Here is a 17,989-nt window from a genome sequence, read left to right on the forward strand (position 1 = left end):
CCGCGCCGCTCATGACTGCCGCGGCGGATGGGCGGTGGCGTGGCGGATGACCCGCAGCGCCGCTTCGCGTTCGGCGCCCTCCACCACCAACCGCGGCGCGCGCACATGCTCGCTGCCCATGCCGACCTGCGCCTGCACCAGCTTGATCAGCTGCACGAACTTCGGCACCGTGTCGAGCCGCAGCAGGGGCAGGAACCATTCGTAGAGTTCGCGCGCGGCCGTGTAGCCGCCGTCGCGGGCGAGTTCGAACAGGCGCACCGACTCGTGCGGATAGGCATTCACCAGGCCGGCGATCCAGCCCTCGGCGCCCATCCCCAGGCCTTCCACGATCGCGTCGTCCATGCCCACCAGCAGCACCAGCTTATTGCCGGTCAGTTCCTTGATCGCGGCGAAGCGGCGCACGTCGCCGGAGGATTCCTTCACCGCCTGCACGTGCGGGTAATCCCGCGCCAGTTCCGCGATCTGCTCCGGAGTGATGTCGGTGCGGTAGGCGATCGGGTTGTTGTAGATGATCGCCGGCAGATCCACCGCTTCCAGCACCGCGCGCGCGTGCGCCGAGGCCTCGTGCCAGTCGCTGGTGTAGACGTAGACCGGCAGCACCATCATGCCGCCCGCGCCGGCTTCCCTGGCCGCGCGCGCCAGCCGGACCGCCTCGTCGGTGGACAGCGCGGCGATGCCCGGCACGATCGGCGCGCGATCGCCCACCGCCGCGACCAGCGTGCGGATGATCGCGATCTTCTCGTCGAAGCTCAGCGTGGCGGCTTCGCCCAGCGATCCCAGCGGGACCAGCGCGGTGCAGCCGGCATCGACCAGTTTCCGCGCGTGTTCGGCCAGGAAGGCGTGATCGACGCTTCCGTCTTCCGAGAAGGGCGTGGTGATGGCGGGCAGGACGCCGCGCAGGAATTGGCTTGGATTCATGGTGATGCACCTGTTTTGGTTGGAACGAAAGGAGCGGCCAGCGTGTCGAGGCGGGCCGGGAACAACGGAGGGCGGCGATCCGGCGTCGCCGGATGCCCGGCGAACAGGCCGAGTTCGGTGATGGCGGCGCCGCAGATGCGTCCCTGGCAGGCGCCCATGCCGCAACGCGTCGCCAGCTTGGCGTCGCGCAAGTCGGAGAAGCCGTCCAGTTCGGACAGGGCGACGTCCTCGCAGCGGCACAGCAGGGTATCGCCGGCGACCGCCGGCCACGCGGCCGATGCGGGTTCGAAGTGATGTCGCAGCCATGCCGCGAACGCGCGCGCGCGCCGTTGCCGGCCGCGCAGCTCCCGCGGGATCGCGCTTTCGCCCGCGGCCGCCGCATGGCCGGCGATCGCGCCTTCCAGCAGGGCGCTGTCGCGGCCGCCGACGCCACAGGCCTCGCCGGCCGCGTAGACCGTGGCAAGACTGGTGCGCTGGTGTTCGTCCACGCGCACATGCGGATGCCGGAAACCGGTATCGAGCGCGCATCCCAGCGATTGCGCCAGTTCGATGTTGGGCACCAGACCGTAGCCGACCGCGACGCCGTCGCAGGCCAGACGAAGGCGTTGGCGTCCGCGCCGGATCTCGACCGCCTCGACGCGATCGTCACCTTCCGCCGCGAGCACCTCGCTGTCGTTCCAGTACGGCACGCGCGCCAACCGCAGGCGCAGCGCCACCGCCTGCGCGGCCTTGCCCGGCCAGCGCGGCAATCCGGCGGCGAACCGCCACAGGCGATCCGCCGGCGTCCGTTCGCAGATGCCGATGACCCGCGCGCCGTACCGGCGCAACGTATCGGCCGCCGCCAGCAGCAGCGGTCCGCGGCCCGCCACCAGAACGCGGCGCCCGGCCTGGGGAACGCCCTGCTTGGCGAGCGCCTGCGCGCCGCCGGCGCCGGTCACGCCCGGCAGGGTCCAGCCGGGAAACGGCAGCAACAGTTCGCGGGCGCCGGTGGCGAGGATCAGCGCGCGATACCTGAGCCGCAGCGCGCCCGTCGCGTCCTCGGCGAGCAGTTCATCGGGGCCGGCCGCGGCGATCTGGGTCTGGGCGCGCCAATCCACGCCGGAAGCGATTGCCGCCGCCAGACTCCCGGTGGCCGGCGTGGGTGGCTGCCCGACCGCATGCCGCCATACCTGGCCGCCCGGCGTGGCCTGCGCCTCCACCAGACCCACCCGCACCCCATGGCCGCGCGCGGCGCGCGCCGCCGCCAGTCCCGCGGGACCGGCGCCGATCACCAGCACGTCGTAGTCGCGCACGGGCTCAGCCATCGGTGTCCACCGACATGCCGTCGCGCACGGGCGTCATGCAGGCGCGCTGCTGGCCGATGCCATCGATGCGCACGCGGCATTCGAAGCACACGCCCATGCCGCACAGCGGCGCGCGCGGCTGGCCGTCGACCGAACGGCGCGCGGCGACCACGCCCGCCAGCGCGAGGGCGGCGGCCACGCTGCTTCCGGCGACCACCTCGACCGGCCGACCGTCGACGCGGACGCGGACGCTGGCACTCACGGCGCCACCCGCGCGGGCGAATACGGGGCGGGATCGATGGCGGGCTGGCGGCCCAGGAACAGATCCATCAGCAATCGCGCACTGCCCAATGCGGTGGTGATGCCCAATCCCTCGTGTCCGGCCGCGACCCACAGCGCGCGCGTGCCCGGCACCGCGCCCAGATAGGGCCGGCCATCCGGCGTGGCGGGACGAAAACCGGTCCAGACGCGGATCGCGCGCAACGCGCGCAGTCCCGGCAGGTACTCCAGCGTGCGCGCCAGCATGCGTTGCACGACCGGCGCCGACACCGCCGCGTCGGTCACGCTTTCCTCGCGCGAGGATCCGATCAGCAGTTGCCCGGTCGGCCGCGGTTGCACGTTGAAGGCCACGCTGCTGGCGGCGTTGCCGTGCGCGGAATCGGCATACCCCAGTTCCAGCAACTGGTGATGCACCCAGCCCGGATGACGATCGGTGATGACCAGATGGCCCTTGCGCGGGCGCACCGGCAAATGGGGCAACAGCGTCGGCACCGCGCATCCGGTCGCCAACAGCGCCGGTCCGCGCAGGCGGGTGCCGTCGTCCAGCACCACGCCGCCGTCGGCGCACGACACGACATGGCGGCCTGCAAACAGGCGCAGGCCACGCAGGCGAGCACGCTCGACCAGGCAACGCGCCGCGCACGGCGGATACACCACCGCCTCGCGGGCGACCCGCATGCCGCCCGCCAGGCCGGGTGCCAGTTGCGGTTCCAGTTCACGCAGTTGCGCGGCGTCCAGTGCTTCGGCGTGGATGCCCGCCGCCGCCAGCCGCGCGATCTTGGGCGCCACCCGCGCGAGTTCGGCGTCGTTCCGGGCCACCCAGATCGTGCCGCAACGGCTGAATTCCGCCGCCTCCAGAGAGGGAAATTCCTCCCACAACGCGAGCGAGTAGGCGGCCAGCGCGAGTTCCGCCGGATCCTCGTCCATCGCCACCAGATGTCCCATCGCCGCGGCGGTGGCGCCGCCGCCGATCGGACCGGGCTCGATCAGGGCGACTTTCAGTCCTTCGGCGCAGGCCGCATCCGCGCAGGCGACGCCCACCATGCCGGCGCCGACGACGATGAGGTCGAACGTGTTCACCGCCGATCGCCACCCGTCGCGCCGATGCCCCACGCGAACGGATCCGCCGCGTCGATGCACAGCTGAGCCCTGGCGGTGATGTGCGCTTCGCCGGTGATGCGCGGCAGGATGCCGCGTGGTCCGCGCGCATAGCGCCCTTCGAAGCGCGTGCCGAGGATGCCCTGCTGGATCCAGGTCTCGCCTTCGGCGAGTTTTCCATCCGCGGCCAGGCACGCCATTTTCGCGCTGGTGCCCGTGCCGCAGGGCGAGCGATCGTAGGCCAGCCCCGGACACAACACGAAGTTGGTCAATACGCCGCCGCCATCCGCGGCGGGCGCGTTCACTTCGATGTGATCGATGTCGGCGCCGTCCGCGCCGGTGATTCCCGCGGCACGCAGCGCATCGCCGATCGCCTCGGTGTACGCGGTCAGTTCGCGCTGGTGATGCAACCGCAGCGGCACCGGTGTCTGCGCGGTGATGAAGAACCAGTTGCCGCCCCAGGCGATGTCACCAACCACGCGGCCATGGCCGGGCACGTCCACCGCCACGTCGGCCTCGAGCCGGTAGCTCTCCACGTTGTCCACCGACACCCGGCCATCGGCATGCAGTTCGACGCCGACCGTTCCCACCGGCGTCTGCAGGCGATGCGTGCCCGGCGCCAGTCGTCCCATCGCGTGCAGGGTCCGCACCAGGCCGATGGTGCCGTGCCCGCACATGCCCAGGTAGCTCACGTTGTTGAAGAAGATCACGCCCGCGACCGCGTCCGGCTCGGTCGGCGGCAGCAGCAGCGCACCCACCACCGTGTCCGAACCACGTGGCTCGCAGACCACCGCGCTGCGCCAGTGATCGAAGTCCTGGCGGAACCGTCGCAGTTGGGTCGCCGGATCGCCGCCGCCCAGGTCGGGAAAGCCGGACACCACCACCCGGGTGGGTTCGCCGGCGGTATGGGAATCGATGACGTCGAGTGTCTGCATGCCGACATGCTTTCATCCGCGCGCGGGGACCGGATAGCCGGCAATGTCCGGGGCCAATGCGGAATTCGGCATGATGCCGATTGCGCCGTTCGATGCAGCGCAGCATCCGCGGGCATGCCGGATGGCATTGACATCGCGAGTCTAATCGCTGCTATGGTGCTTCACGGAGAGGGGGCACGCGATGCCCGGGAAAACGCGGAGCGACGCCCGCCAGCGGCTGGATCAATGCCGTGGCGGATGCCGAATGCCGCCGGATCGAGGATGCACGGAACACTCGCGGCAGGGAGTGGCGGGTGCATGCGCTCTCCATGGATCGCGACGCCGCGGCGCGGCGATCCGGCATCCCCGTCATCCGGAGTCCGTGCCATGCCATTCGACATCGACATTCCGTCGCAGGAGTTGCAGGCGCTGTACGACGCCCTGCCGGACGTGGTGTTCTTCATCAAGGATGCGCAGGGACGCTATACCCACTGCAACCTGACCCTGACGCGCCGGCTGGGCCGCAAGCAGCGCGCCGACGTGCTCGGCAAGACCACCGTGGAAGTGTTTCCGCAACGCTTCGGCGACAGTTACCAGCAGCAGGATCTGCGCGTGCTGCGCGGGGAGATCATCGAGAACCAGCTGGAGGTCCATCTGTTCCCCAACCGCATGCCGGGCTGGGCGCTCACCTTCAAGCGACCGGTGATGCAGGACGGCGCGGTGATCGGACTGATCGGCATCTCCCGCGATCTGGGCCAGCCGGACAACCGTCATTCCACCTTTCCGCGGCTGATGAAGGTGGTCGATCACATGCAGGCGCATCATGGCGAGAACATCCGGGTCACCGCGCTGGCGGATCTGGCCGGCCTGTCGGTCGCGCAGCTGGAGCGGCACTTCCGCCGGGTATTCCAGCTCACTCCGCAGCAGTTGCTGACCAAGCTGCGCATCGAGACGGCGATGCGCCTGCTGCATGACGGCGACAGCATCGCCAGCATCGGCCAGGCCTGCGGCTTCGCCGATCAGAGCGCGTTCACCCGTCAGTTCAAGGCCACGGTCGGGATGACTCCGCGCGACTACCGCGCGATCAGCCGCACCACCCGACCGGCGTTGGCCACTGGCGGCCGCTGACGCGCCCGCATGCCCGGCGGACGACTACTGATCGTCCGCCGCGCCGAGATCCAGGTGTCCCGCCGGCACGCCGGTGGCCGCGCCCCAGTAGTAGACCAGCAGCGCGATCAACACCACCGCCACGGTGTCCCAGGGATGCGCGAGCACGCCGCGCCCGCCGAACGAGCCCAGGCACGAGATCACCACCATCAGGATGTAGAAGCCCAGCAGCCAGAGCGAGCTGCGGACCTGCCGCTTGAGGGACAACTGTCCGGTCGGCACGAAACGGCCGCAGGCCAGGTAGATGAGATACAGCAGCACCTGCAGACTGAACAGCCACGAGACCGTGGTCCAGCCGGACCAGTAGACGATCAGCGCCGCCACGACGAACGCGAAGGGTCCCAGCACGCCCAGTCCGCTCACCCGGAACGGCCTGTGCAGATCCGGCGCGTTGCGTCGCAGCGCGGCCGCGGTCACCGGGGCGACCGCGTAGCTCATCATCAGCGCCGCCGAGACCACGTTGATCATCGCCTCCCATGAGGGAAACGGCAGCGTCCAGAACACCGACAGCGCGAAGGTCAGCCAGAGCGCGGGGCGTGGAATGCCCGACGACACGCCGATCCGGGTGAACAGCCGGAAGAACGTTCCCGTCCGGGCCCAGCCGTAGATCACCCGTGGCGTGGCGTTCATGTAGATGTTGCCGGTGCCGCTGGGCGAAACGATGGCGTCGGACACCACCAGCACCGCCAGCCAGCCCGCGCCGATCGCCAGCGCGATGTCGCGGAACGGCAGGGAATACTCCTCGCCGATCGGCGACCAGCCGCCAGTCAGCGCCGACCCCGGCACGCTGCCCAGGAAGACCACCTGGAGCAGCACGTAGATCACCGTCGACAGCGCCACCGAGAGCAGCAGCGCGACGGGAATGGTGCGCTGTGGATTCCGTACTTCGCTGGCCACGGAGATGATCGGGGTCAATCCCAGGTAGGCGAAGATGATGCCGCCCGCCGATACCGCCGCGCCCACGCCGCCCAGACCGAATGGCGCGAAGCCGTGGTCGACCAGGTTGCCGGGTTTGAAATGCAGCGCCAGCACCGCGATGACCAGCATCGGCACGATGAACTTGAACGCGCTGATGATGTTGTTGGCCCGCGCGAAACTCCGGATGCTGAAATAGTTCAGCAGGAAGAACACGCACAGCAGCAGGAACTGCGCCAGCCAGCCCACTAGGCTTGCGTCGCTGGAATCCGGCTTGTTCAACCATGGAAACCACGCCGCCGCGTACTGGCGCGAAGCCACCACCTCGATCGCGATGAGACTGGAGAACGCGATCAGGGTGATCAGGCCCATCAGGTAACCCAGCAGGGGGCCGTGCGAGAACGTCGGATAGCGGATGATGCCGCCGGCCCGCGGCAACGCCGCCCCCAGCTCGCAATAGATCAGGCCCAGCAGCAGCACCGCCGTGCCGCCCAGCAGCCAGGAGAAGATGCCGGCCGGCCCCGCCATCGCCGCCACGTGGCTGGCGGCGAACAGCCAGCCGGAACCGAATATCGCGCCCAATCCAATCATGGTGAGATCCGTGATCGACAGATTGCGCTTGAATTTTCCCTGTTGGTCCACGCCAGCCCCCTGTTTCCGCGGTCCGTTCGACGCTCTGGCGCGGACGGCATCGCCGCCTACTGTCCCGCTTTGTCGAAAGTCCCTCGCTTTCCCCGATTCTAGGAACGGGTTTTGCCGGTGGTCTTGCCGGATTCCGTCGCCGGGGACGGCGATATGGGCACAAATGCCGATTGCCGTGAGTGGGCTGACGTCTGTCGCTGGAATGCGTGTGCGGCGCCTCATCCTGCGCGCGGATTCCACCGTCGCGCGACGCGGCTTGCCGGGATCCGCATGCCGAGTCCGATCGAACGCGATTCCCGGACGAAACCCATGCGCGATGCCCGCCGGCAAGCGAAGGAGTCGCGCGGCATCGGCGCCATCGGCTCTCCGAATCTCTCGCCCCGTCGTCCATCCCGCTGTTTGCGTTATGCAAATTTCCGCATCGCTTCGGGCCAGCGGCGCCTAGAACCCGGCCCGGTCCGCCTCCTAATGTGAAAAACGGCACATCTGTCCTCAACGACGGAAGCGGTTCGCCGCCATCGGGCCCAACAAACAAATGGGGAGACCACATGAACATGCATACCAAGCGGCCGAGGCCCAACGCCCTGCGCCACGCACTGATCCTGGCGCTGGCGGCCTGCGTGCCCGGCACGCTGTTCGCCCAGGAGGCCGACACCGGCGCGCAGGCCGCGGCGACCGACGCGACCGGCGATGACGACGCGGATTCGGACATCACCGGGAAGCGCGAGGCCAAGACCCTGGAACAGGTCACCGTGACCGGTTCGCGCATCAAGCGCGCCGAGGTCGAGGGACCCGCGCCGGTCACCGTCATCACCGCCGACGATATCGAGAAGCAGGGCTTCAAGACCGTCTTCGATGCGCTCAACACGCTCACCCAGGCCAACGGCACGGTGGTCAACGAATCGACCCTCGCCAGCCAGTCGATCTTCGCCCCCAACGCCAACATCATCAACCTGCGCGGCCTGGGCCCGGGTCGCTCGCTGATCCTGATCAACGGCCGCCGCGTCGCCGAATATCCGCTGCCTTACGGCGGCCAGAGCAACTTCATCAACCTGGGCGCGATTCCCAGCAGCGCGGTGGAACGCATCGAAGTGCTGTCCGGTGGCGCCTCGGCGATCTACGGTTCCGACGCGGTCGCGGGCGTGATGAACATCGTCACCAAGAAGAACTACGAAGGCCTGGAGGCCAAGCTGTACGGCAGCACCACCACCCGTGGCGGCGGCGACACCGGCAACCTGCAGATCGTCGGCGGCAAGTCCGGCGACCGTTGGACCCTGACCTACGCGATGGAATACATGAACCGCGAGGCGATCTTCACCCGCCAGCGCGAATTCATGGATTCGATGCGCGACAGCCCGATCGCCAGCGGGCGCACGCCCTGGGCCAATCTGTACCTGTACGACTTCGACGCGCCCGGCTACGTCAACGAGATCGCCGATGCCTGCGATCGCTTCTTCGGCCACAGTGTGGTCTACACCACCGCTTCCGGCAGCCGCTGCGCGCAGTACGACCGCCTCGCCGATTCCACCATCCGCAGTTCCGACAACAACCTGTCGCTGTACGGCTCCGGCACGTTCGACATCGGCGAGAGCACCCAGGTGTTCATGGACGCGATGTGGTGGCGCTCCAAGGCGCGCTATTCCACCGGCACCCAGTGGTGGTCGCCCTACAACGAGGAAACCGGCTACTACTACTACGACGTCGGTCGCGGCGCGCTGCTGGACGCGCTGCGGGTGTTCCAGCCGGAGGAAACCGGTCGCGACGGCCTGATGACCGACAACGACGAGGAATCCTGGAGCGTCACCACCGGCCTGCGCGGCAGCCTGTTCGACAACCGCTTCGACTATGAACTGTCCTACAGCCACGCCGAGTACGAGACCGACACCCGCACGCCGCGCCTGATCGCCAGCAAGGTCGCCGACTACTTCCTCGGCCCGCGGCTGGGCAACGATCCGGTCTACGACTACTACCCGGCCTATCGGCTGGATTACGAACGCTTCACCACTCCGTTGACGCCCGCGCAGTTCGCCGCGATGTCGGCGACCATCCGCCCGCGCGGCTATTCGGAGGCCAGCCAGTTCCAGGCGACCCTGAGCGGCGATCTGTTCGAGCTTCCGGCCGGACCGGTGGGCATGGCCTCGGTGCTGGAATGGGGCTCGCAGAAGTACAAGCTGGTGGCGGACCCGCGCACCCTGCCCAACGCCGACCCCGCCGAGGAAGCCTACAACTGGAACGACACCGGCGGCCGCGGCGCGCGCGATCGCTACGCGCTCGGCGTCGAGTTCAGCATGCCGATCCTCAGCACCCTGAAGGCGCAGCTGGCGGCGCGCTACGACAAGTACGACGACATCACCGAAGTGGACGGCGCGGTGACCTGGAACGCCGGCCTGGAATGGCGGCCCACCGACAGCCTGCTGCTGCGCGGCAGCTACGCCACCAGCTTCCGCGCGCCGGACATGCACTACGTGTTCGCCGAGCCTTCCGGCTATTACATCCAGATTTTCGACGAGTACCGCTGCCGCGCCGAGAACAACAACGACGTGCTGGCGACGGCGTGCCGCGACAACAGCAACACCGACTACTACTACTACACCGAGGGCGGACGGCGCGGAAATCGCCTGCTGGAGGAGGAAACCTCCAAGTCGTGGACCGCCGGTTTCGTCTGGGACATCCTGGACGGGTTGTCGGTGCAGGCCGACTACTACAGCATCGAGCTCGACCAGGGCGTCAACGATCTGTCCAACGGCTACGTGCTCAAGCGTGAAGCCGATTGCCGGCTGGGCGTGGATCGCAGCGGCAATCCGGTGGACACCAACTCCCTGCTCTGCCAGACCGCACTGGACTTCGTCCAGCGCCGGCCATCGCCGACCGATCCGGACGGTACCGCGGTGACCCTGTTGACGGTCGGGCCAATCAACACGGCCACCGAGAAGACCACCGGCATCGACGCGACCGTCCGCTACCGTTGGGACACTGATCGCCTGGGCCGTTTCAACTTCCTGCTGGGCTGGTCGCACACGCTCAGCTACGAGTTCACCCAGTACGCCGAGGACGGCGTCCTCTACGATCGCGACAACCGCTCCTACAACTGGAACGCGCGCAGCCGCGCCAACCTGTCGGTGAACTGGAATCGCGGCGACTGGGGCGCGAACGTCTACGGATCGCGCATGGGTTCCATCCCCAGCTACGACCTGGACCGCCGCATCGCGCCGTATTTGCTGTGGAACGCCAATCTGTCGAAGAAGATCACCGACAAGATGTCGGTGATCCTGTTCGTCAACAACGTGTTCGACAAGATCCATCCGCGCGACGACAGCTACGCCGACTACCCGTACTTCTACTGGACCTACAGCCCGATCGGGCGGGAGATCGGCGCGCAGCTGGCTTACCGGTTCCAGTAATCGGTGTTCCCCGGGGGCCGGCAGATGGCCGGCCCCTTCTTTTTCTGGCTCCAGAGAAGATCGAATGAAAGATATCGTTCGCCCACGTGCCGCCACCCGCCGATGCCGCGCGGCCCTGCTCGTGCTGGCCCTGCTCTCGCCCTTCGCCGCCGTGGCGGGTGATACCGATCCCACCGATGCGGACTACCAGCGCTCGCTGCACCTGGGACAGGAATGGATGTACCTGACCCGCGACCTGCCGTTTGCGGCAAAGGCCACCCATGATGGCCGTTTCCACTACCGCAAGACGGTGCCGGGCGGTTTCAGCTACGTGGTCGTGGATCCGAAGGACCAGCGCAAGCGTCCGGCGTTCGACCATGCGCGCCTGGCCGCGGCGCTGGGCAAGGCCACCGGCGAACGCTACGAACCGTTGCGGCTGCCGTTCCGCGATTTCGAGTTCGCCGACGAAGGCCGCGCCATCAAGATGAGGATCGGTCTGGCCGAGCCGCGTCCATGGCGCTGCGAATTGAAGGACTACACCTGCGCGCGCGACGACGGCACGCCTGCCCGCCCGCGTGGCTGGGGCGTGGTGCGGGACATGACCCAGCCCGCCGACAATTCGCCGCGCCGCTCGCCCGACGGAAAATGGGAGGTCTTCGCCGAAGGGCATGATCTGGTCATCCGCGCGGTCGGCGCGACGCGGACCGAAGCCTTGACCCGCGATGGCCGCGCCGACGGTTTCTACGATCCCGAGTCGATCACGTGGTCGCCCGACTCGCGGCGCCTCGCGGTCTACCGGGTCAAGCCGGGCACCGACCGCCGCGTCACCCGGGTCGAATCCACGCCGCGCAACCAGATCCAGCCGCTCGTCCATACCCAGCTGTATCCCAAGCCGGGCGACGAGGTGGACATCGAACGGCCGGTGTTGGTCGATGTCGATACGCGCACGGTGCGGGTGATCGATGACGCGTTGTTCCCCAATCCACTGCAGTTGTGGGAGATCCAGTGGCGCAAGGACGGCGCGAGCTTCGCGTTCGAGTACATCCAGCGCGGTTTCAAGCAGGTCCGCGTGATCAGCGTCGATGCCGCCAGTGGCCAGGCGCGGGCGGCGGTCAGCGAGGACAGCCCGACCTTCGTCAATGCCTGGAACCTCTATCGCCATGACGTCGGCAAAGACGGTCGCGAGGTGCTGTGGATCTCCGAACGCGACGGCTGGCGCCACCTGTACCTGTTCGACGATGCCAGCGGCCAGGTCAAGCGGCAGATCACGCGCGGCGAATGGGTGGTGCGCGACGTGGTCAAGGTCGACGACGACAAGCGCCAGATCTGGTTCACCGCCGGTGGCGTCGATGCCGGCAAAGATCCCTACCTGCAGCACTACTTCCGGGTCGATTTCGACGGCGGCAATCTCACCCGCCTGACCCAGGCCGATGCCTGGCACGATGTCGCCTTCTCCAGCGACATGGCCTACTACCTCGACACCTACTCGCGGGTCGATCTGCCGCCGGTCTCCGAACTGCGCCGCGCCGACGGCAGCCTGGTGTCGGTGCTCGAACGCGCCGATGTCCGCGCGCTCCAGGCGGCGGGCTGGAAGCCGCCCCAGATCTTCTCCGCCAAGGGCCGCGACGGCGCCACCGACATCTGGGGCATCGCGGTGCGCCCGCGCGATCATGATCCTTCCAGGCACTACCCGGTCATCGAGTCGATCTACGCCGGACCGCATGGCGCCTTCGTGCCCAAGCGCTTCTGGCCGTTCGACATGGATTCGGGCAGCGACAGCCTGGTGCGGATGCAGGCACTGGCGGACCTGGGGTTCATCGTGGTCCGCATCGACGGCATGGGCACCACCGGTCGCTCCAAGGCTTTCCACGACGTGGCCTGGCAGAACCTGCAGGACGCGGGCTTCCCGGATCGCATCGCCTGGCACCGCGCGATGGCCACGAAGGATCCTTCCTACGACGTCAGCCGCGTCGGTATCCACGGCATGTCGGCGGGCGGTCAGAACACCCTGCACGCGCTGCTGTTCCACCCGGAGTTCTACAAGGCCGGCGTGGCCAGCAACGGCTGCTACGACAACCGCATGGACAAGTTGTGGTGGAACGAGCAGTGGCTGGGCTGGCCGGTCAATGGCAGCTACTCGGCCGCGTCGGGCGTGGAGCACGCCAACAAGCTGCGCGGCGATCTGTTGCTGATCGTGGGCGAACAGGACGCCAACGTGGATCCCGCCTCGACCCTGCAGGTGGCCGATGCGCTGATCCGCGCCGACAAGGATTTCGATCTGCTGATGATGCCCGGCGCCGGCCACGCCGTCGGTCGCTGGGCCGAACCGTTCGACTACGTGCAACGCCGGCACTACGACTTCTTCATCCGCCATCTGCAGGATCGCGCCACACCCCGCTGGAACGCGGCGCCATCGGCGCCCTGAGCATACGAAGCCGTCCGCCCGTCGCTGGGCGGACGGCTTCGGGGTTGCACCGCCGCGCCCCCTTCGCGGGTGAATCCTCCGCTTGCGGGCTTCACCAATCGAGGATCAGCCGCAGGAAAATCCATCGATGGAGCGGATCCCGCTCCAATGCTTCGACGCCGAACCGCACGATGGCCTCAACCGCCCGGGTCGAGCCGCTCCGCCTGCGCCTTGAATTCCCGCACGATGAAATCGATCAGCGCGCGCAGGCGCGGGGTGTCGCGCATGTCGGCGTGATAGCCCACGCGCACCGCGCGCACGGATGTCGTTTCCGCCCATGACAGGCGGCGCAGGCCGGCTTCGCGATCGCCCAGCAGGCACGGCAGCATCGCCATCGCGATCCCGTCCCGCGCCACCGCCATATGCGTGCGCAGGCCATTGCCGTGCAGGACCGTGCGGGCGCGATGGGCCAGGGCGCGCAGGCCGCTCTCGTGCGGCACGTCGCCCGCCGCCCGATCCAGCAGCACCAGTTGGTGGCCGTCGAAGCCATCGGCCGGATCCGGCGTCCCGTGGCGTTGCAGATAGTCGGTGGCCGCGTACAGCGCATAGGCCACATCGCCGACCGGGCGATCGATCAGGTTTTCCTGGGTGAAGGCGCCGAACCGGAATGCCAGGTCGGCCTCGCGCCGTGCCAGGTTGAACGGGCGCGTGTCATTGACCAGTTCGATGAGCACGCCCGGATGGCGGCTGGCGAAGCGCGCCAGCATCGGCGCGATGACCTCGTCGCCCAGCCAGTCCAGGCTCGTCACCAGAATCTCGCCGCTCAGGCCGGTATCGCGCGCGGCGACCTGGCGCTGGATGGCCTGCGCGCCCGCATCCATCCGCTCCAGCCCGTCGATCAGCGAATGCGCGAGCGGCGTGGGCCGCATGCCACCGGCATCGCGTTCGAACAGCTTCGCGTCCAGCCGCCGCTCCAGCGCGTCCAGCCGGCGGCCGATGGTGGGCTGGGTGGTGCCCATCGCCCGCGCGGCCGCGCTCAGGCTGCCGCCGCGCACGATCGCCAGCACCGTTTTCAGATCATCCCAGTCGATCGACATGTCCAGATTCACCTATGCGTTCGCGCAGGGGGGCCATACCCGTGCGTGGCTGTGTCCACGGCGATCGCGCGCCTAGACTCCGGTCCCCACACCTCATCGCGGCAGTGCGTCGCGTTCGTGACGCCCGTCCGCCCGCTTCATGGTACGACTCGATCATCTCATCCTGCGCGTCCGCAGCGCTCCCGTCTCCGTGAGTTTCTATGGCGCGGTGCTGGGCTTCAAACATGAGGGACGGCAGGGTCCTTTCGACGTGCTGCGCATCGATCCCGGCTGCGTGATCGATCTGCTGGAGGCCGAACCGCGCGACGTGGCCCACCTCAGCCTTCCGGATGGATCGCGCACGGTTCGCGCAGGTGCGCGAACGGCTGCTCGCGGCGGACATTCCGTTCGGCGGCGATCCCTTTTCGCGCGATGGCCGGATCCGCCCGCGGTTCGGCGCGGGCGGCTGGGCCGACGCGCTGTACTTCCACGATCCGGACCATCACAACCTGGAGATAAGAACCGATGACGAACGCTGACACCGCCGGCGCCTCCGGCAACCACGCGATGCCGCGTTTCGACGACCTGGCCGGCCGCGTCGCGGTGGTGACCGGCGGTTCGCGCGGCATCGGCGCGGCGACCTGCCTGGCACTTGCGCGCAGCGGCGCGCGGGTGGCGATCAACGGCCGCGATCCCGACGCGCTCGCGGCCAGCGTGGCGGCCGTGCGCGCGGCCGGAGGCGAGGCCATCGCGGTGCCGGCCGACTGCGCCGATCTGGCCCAGGTCGAACGCATGCGCCAGCACATCGGCGAACACTGGGGCGCGGTGGATCTGGTGCTGGCCTTCGCCGGCGGCGGCACCGGCCGACCGGTGGCGTTCCAGGACATCAGCGAACAGGACTGGCGCTCCAGCCTGGACAACAACCTGACTTCGACCTTCTTCACCCTCAAGACCTTCCTGCCGGATCTGCTGGCGCGCGGCCGCGGCGCGATTCTGACCATGGCCTCGGCCGGCGGGCGGGTCGCCGCGGGCGCGCCGGCGGGTTACGGCGCGGCCAAGGCCGGCGTGATCATGCTGACCCGGCATCTGGCCCAGGAAGCCGGGCCCGGTGGCGTGCGGGTCAACTGCATCTCGCCTTCGGCAGTGCTGACCGAACGCACCCGCGCGCATCTGCCGCCGGAACGGCTGGCGCAAATGCTGCCGGGATTCCCGCTGGGCCGCCTCGGCACGCCGGAGGACATCGCGGCGGCATCGCTGTTCCTGCTCAGCGACGCGTCGTCCTGGATCACCGGCGTGGTGCTGGATGTCGCCGGCGGCCGGATCATGCTTTGATCCGATCCCGAACCACCACGCGCCACCCGACATCGCCATGAACGAGACCGACGCCTACCTGCATCGCCATTACTGGACCGCCGAACGACTGGCCGGCGCCTGCGGTCTGGAACCCGGCCAGCTGGACGCGCTGCTCGACGACGGGCTGGTGCCGGCGCCGTCCTACACGGTCGCCACCGATGGCGGCCTGTGGTCGGCCGCCTTCGGCGAATTCCCGGAGGCCGGCGCCACCCCGGGCCGCTACTTCCATCCCGGCACCGTGGCCTGGGTCGCGCGTGCGCGGGAAGCCGCCGCGCGGGGCGACGCCGACACCGCGCGGGCCGCGCTGGAACAGCGGTTCCGGCACAACTTCGCCGTCGCACTGGCGGATCTGGATCGCGGCCTGGCCCGCCTGCCCGACAGTTTCGACGAACAGGGCGCCCCGCTCACCGCCGGCCTGGACGCGCGCACCGCCGAGGCCTGGGATGCTTTCCGGCAGGGCATCTTCGGCCTGTGCGTGGCGGACCCCGGGTCCGAGCACGCCATCGCGACCAAGGAAATCCTGCAGGAAACGCTGGGCGCCCGGCGGCAGGCCCTGGCCGAGGCCGGCGCCTCGCCGGAAAGCCGGGCCGACCTGCCCGGACTGATCGCCCGCTACGCCGCCGCCGCCATGCCGTTCTCGCCGCTGGAGTACCCGCGCAGCAGCCGCAAGCGCCTGGTCGAGGACTTCGGCGCCGATCTGGCCGGCGCGCCGGCCGACACCTGAGCCGGGCCGCCCCTGTTCATCAAACGGGATGGCGGAAACCGCCTTGCTGTGCATCCTCCTCCAGGAAGGACATGCTGGAGGGGCAATGTGCAGACAGCCCGTAGAGGCGGCAGCCGTGGATCGTGATCCGGTCCACGCTGGAGGGGGCAGGCCATGAGGACACCATTTTCGGAGGCGCGGGCGCTGTGGCTGTCACAGCATGTCCTGCCGCACGAACCGGTGCTGCGCGCGTGGCTGGTCCGCCATGTCGGCGATCTCGCCGACGTGGACGACGTCATCCAGGAGAGCTATGCCCAGTTGATGTCGCTGGAGCAGGTCAGCCACATCCAGAACGTGCGCAGCTATCTGTTCACGAGCGCCAAGTCGGTGGTCCTGCAGGGGCTGCGTCGCGCCAAGGTGGTGCCGATCGAGAGCATCGGCGAAATCGAACGCCTGGAAATCGCGCTCGACACGCCCTCCCCCGAATCGCACGCGGCCGGCGTGCAGGAACTGCGCCATCTGGACCGCTGCATCGCGCAGCTGCCTGCCAAGTGCAAGCAGGCGTTCCTGATGCGCCGGGTGCACGGCCTGGCCCAGCGCGAGATCGCGCAGCGCCTGGGCGTGAGCGAGAACACCGTGGAGAAACACATCGTCAAGGCGCTCAGGCACCTGAGCCAGGCACTGGCATGGAACGGAGGCGAGCTTGCCGGCAGGCGCCGCCCCGCGAAAAAGGAGATCCAACATGAAGAATGGAATTGACGCCAAGGCCGCCGAGTGGGTGGCGCGCGAGGATCGCGGCGCCCTCTCGCCGGAGGAAACCGCCGAGCGGGACGCCTGGCTTTCCGCCGACACCCGCCACCTGGGCGCGTATGCGCGCATGCGCGCGATCATGCTGCGCTGCGAACGGCTGTATCGCGGCGAACAGGCCACCGATCGCCGCGTCACCGCGCGGCCCGCGTGGCGCCCCGGTCCCTGGCCGCTGCGCATCGCCGCCGCGCTGGCGGCGGTGGCGCTGACCCTGGGCACCTGGACCTATCTCGATCGCGCCGTCGGCACCCACAGCACCCGCCTGGGCGAAGTGCTGCGCGTGCCGCTGGAAGATGGCTCGATCATCACCATGAACACCGAGACCCGGGTGCGGGTGACTTTCGACGCGCAGGGCCGCAACATCGAACTGCTGCGCGGCGAGGCCATGTTCGACGTCGCCAAGGACAAGCAACGTCCGTTCACGGTCAAGGCCGGCGACGCGCGGGTGGTGGCGGTCGGCACCAGTTTCCAGGTCCGGCGATCGCCGCACGCGGTCAGCGTGCTGGTGCGGGAAGGCATCGTGAAGGTCAGCGAGGGCGACGCCCGCACGCTGCAGCTGCTGGCCAACGACAAGGCCTGGATGCCGGAACGTTCGCGGCCGCTGGTGAGCCGCGTGGACAGCGCCGAGGTCAACCGCGCGCTCGCCTGGCGCGACGGCATGATCGCGTTCAACGGCCAGTCGATGGAAGACGTCTCCCGCGAGTTCGCGCGCTACAGCCCGATCCGCATCCGCATCGACGACCCGCAGGTGGCGCGGTTGCGCGTGATCGGCCTGTTCTCCGCCACCGATCCGATCGGTTTCTCGCGCGCGGCCGCGCAGAGCATGGGGCTGGAAGTGTCGCAGTCCGAAAGCGAAATCCTGATTCGCAAGCGCGACGAGAAAAAATAATCGCGAAGCAATGGCGGAACTCTCCCGCCTCCGCATCCTAGCTACAGACCCACGCACCGTTCTCTCCCGGAGACGGTGCATGGGCAGCCACACCCTTCCCGTGCTGCACCCCTTACATCCGCGCCGATCGTCCACCCCACGGGATGCAAGGCCGCTCATCA

General features: G+C 68.7%; 15 protein-coding genes and 1 pseudogene. 9 read left to right on the top strand and 7 right to left on the bottom strand.

Annotated elements, in window-relative coordinates:
- Nucleotides 1-9 precede the first annotated feature (9 nt).
- Genes AC3DEZ_RS13820 through AC3DEZ_RS13840 form a run of 5 tightly spaced genes read right to left on the bottom strand, consistent with a single transcriptional unit; the run spans nucleotide 10 to nucleotide 4,513 of the window.
- Nucleotides 10-918 (bottom strand): dihydrodipicolinate synthase family protein, encoded by a 909-nt coding sequence (locus AC3DEZ_RS13820; RefSeq protein WP_488388726.1) that lies wholly within the window; start codon nucleotides 916-918, stop codon nucleotides 10-12.
- Entirely contained in the window at nucleotides 915-2,222 is a 1,308-nt protein-coding gene (locus AC3DEZ_RS13825; RefSeq protein ID WP_488388727.1) for an FAD-dependent oxidoreductase, read from the bottom strand. Before AC3DEZ_RS13825 ends, AC3DEZ_RS13820 begins: the two co-directional genes overlap by 4 nt.
- Complete coding sequence (locus tag AC3DEZ_RS13830; RefSeq protein ID WP_447103686.1) at nucleotides 2,215-2,463, bottom strand: (2Fe-2S)-binding protein; 249 nt, start codon at nucleotides 2,461-2,463, stop codon at nucleotides 2,215-2,217. The genes AC3DEZ_RS13825 and AC3DEZ_RS13830 overlap by 8 nt, the downstream gene beginning before the upstream one ends.
- The gene (locus AC3DEZ_RS13835; RefSeq protein WP_488388854.1) at nucleotides 2,460-3,524 is read right to left on the bottom strand and encodes an NAD(P)/FAD-dependent oxidoreductase; all 1,065 of its coding nucleotides are present in this window, start codon (nucleotides 3,522-3,524) and stop codon (nucleotides 2,460-2,462) included. The genes AC3DEZ_RS13830 and AC3DEZ_RS13835 overlap by 4 nt, the downstream gene beginning before the upstream one ends.
- Before the next feature lie 32 nt (nucleotides 3,525-3,556).
- Nucleotides 3,557-4,513 (bottom strand): proline racemase family protein, encoded by a 957-nt coding sequence (locus AC3DEZ_RS13840; protein WP_488388728.1) that lies wholly within the window; start codon nucleotides 4,511-4,513, stop codon nucleotides 3,557-3,559.
- 366 nt (nucleotides 4,514-4,879) lie between these two features.
- Here AC3DEZ_RS13840 and AC3DEZ_RS13845 point away from each other — a divergent pair, with 366 nt between their 5' ends.
- Nucleotides 4,880-5,620 (top strand): PAS domain-containing protein, encoded by a 741-nt coding sequence (locus AC3DEZ_RS13845; protein WP_488388729.1) that lies wholly within the window; start codon nucleotides 4,880-4,882, stop codon nucleotides 5,618-5,620.
- Nucleotides 5,621-5,644: 24 nt separating this feature from the next.
- On the opposite strand, the gene AC3DEZ_RS13850 is transcribed toward AC3DEZ_RS13845, so the two are convergent.
- Nucleotides 5,645-7,216 (bottom strand): APC family permease, encoded by a 1,572-nt coding sequence (locus AC3DEZ_RS13850; protein ID WP_488388730.1) that lies wholly within the window; start codon nucleotides 7,214-7,216, stop codon nucleotides 5,645-5,647.
- A gap of 548 nt (nucleotides 7,217-7,764) precedes the next feature.
- Between AC3DEZ_RS13850 and AC3DEZ_RS13855 the strand changes: the two genes are divergently transcribed.
- Together AC3DEZ_RS13855 and AC3DEZ_RS13860 are read left to right on the top strand one after the other, a co-directional pair.
- The gene (locus AC3DEZ_RS13855) at nucleotides 7,765-10,617 is read left to right on the top strand and encodes a TonB-dependent receptor plug domain-containing protein (RefSeq protein WP_488388731.1); all 2,853 of its coding nucleotides are present in this window, start codon (nucleotides 7,765-7,767) and stop codon (nucleotides 10,615-10,617) included.
- Nucleotides 10,618-10,681: 64 nt separating this feature from the next.
- A complete protein-coding gene (locus AC3DEZ_RS13860; RefSeq protein WP_488388732.1) occupies nucleotides 10,682-13,021 on the top strand; it encodes a S9 family peptidase in 2,340 nt (779 codons plus the stop codon).
- A 176-nt stretch (nucleotides 13,022-13,197) separates the two neighbouring features.
- On the opposite strand, the gene AC3DEZ_RS13865 is transcribed toward AC3DEZ_RS13860, so the two are convergent.
- Nucleotides 13,198-14,097 carry a LysR family transcriptional regulator gene (locus tag AC3DEZ_RS13865; RefSeq protein WP_488388733.1) on the bottom strand — a complete coding sequence of 300 codons (900 nt, stop codon included), beginning with the start codon at nucleotides 14,095-14,097 and terminating at the stop codon, nucleotides 13,198-13,200.
- Nucleotides 14,098-14,236: 139 nt separating this feature from the next.
- Between AC3DEZ_RS13865 and AC3DEZ_RS13870 the strand changes: the two are divergent.
- From AC3DEZ_RS13870 to AC3DEZ_RS13895, 6 genes and pseudogenes are all read left to right on the top strand, one after another.
- Nucleotides 14,237-14,386 (top strand): annotated as a pseudogene (locus tag AC3DEZ_RS13870) (VOC family protein); the annotation flags it as partial.
- A gap of 40 nt (nucleotides 14,387-14,426) precedes the next feature.
- Nucleotides 14,427-14,615 carry a VOC family protein gene (locus AC3DEZ_RS13875; RefSeq protein ID WP_488388861.1) on the top strand — a complete coding sequence of 63 codons (189 nt, stop codon included), beginning with the start codon at nucleotides 14,427-14,429 and terminating at the stop codon, nucleotides 14,613-14,615.
- The gene (locus AC3DEZ_RS13880) at nucleotides 14,602-15,408 is read left to right on the top strand and encodes an SDR family NAD(P)-dependent oxidoreductase (protein WP_488388734.1); all 807 of its coding nucleotides are present in this window, start codon (nucleotides 14,602-14,604) and stop codon (nucleotides 15,406-15,408) included. Before AC3DEZ_RS13875 ends, AC3DEZ_RS13880 begins: the two co-directional genes overlap by 14 nt.
- Before the next feature lie 37 nt (nucleotides 15,409-15,445).
- Nucleotides 15,446-16,153, top strand: a complete 708-nt coding sequence (locus tag AC3DEZ_RS13885; protein WP_488388735.1) for a DUF6058 family natural product biosynthesis protein — start codon at nucleotides 15,446-15,448, stop codon at nucleotides 16,151-16,153.
- Between the two features lie 153 nt (nucleotides 16,154-16,306).
- Nucleotides 16,307-16,891, top strand: a complete 585-nt coding sequence (locus AC3DEZ_RS13890) for an RNA polymerase sigma factor (RefSeq protein ID WP_488388736.1) — start codon at nucleotides 16,307-16,309, stop codon at nucleotides 16,889-16,891.
- Nucleotides 16,875-17,828: a FecR family protein gene (locus AC3DEZ_RS13895; RefSeq protein WP_488388737.1), complete on the top strand. Its 954-nt coding sequence runs from the start codon at nucleotides 16,875-16,877 to the stop codon at nucleotides 17,826-17,828. The genes AC3DEZ_RS13890 and AC3DEZ_RS13895 overlap by 17 nt, the downstream gene beginning before the upstream one ends.
- The last annotated feature ends 161 nt before the right edge of the window (nucleotides 17,829-17,989 follow it).

It is taken from the genome of Pseudoxanthomonas sp. 134C1 (assembly GCF_057773065.1).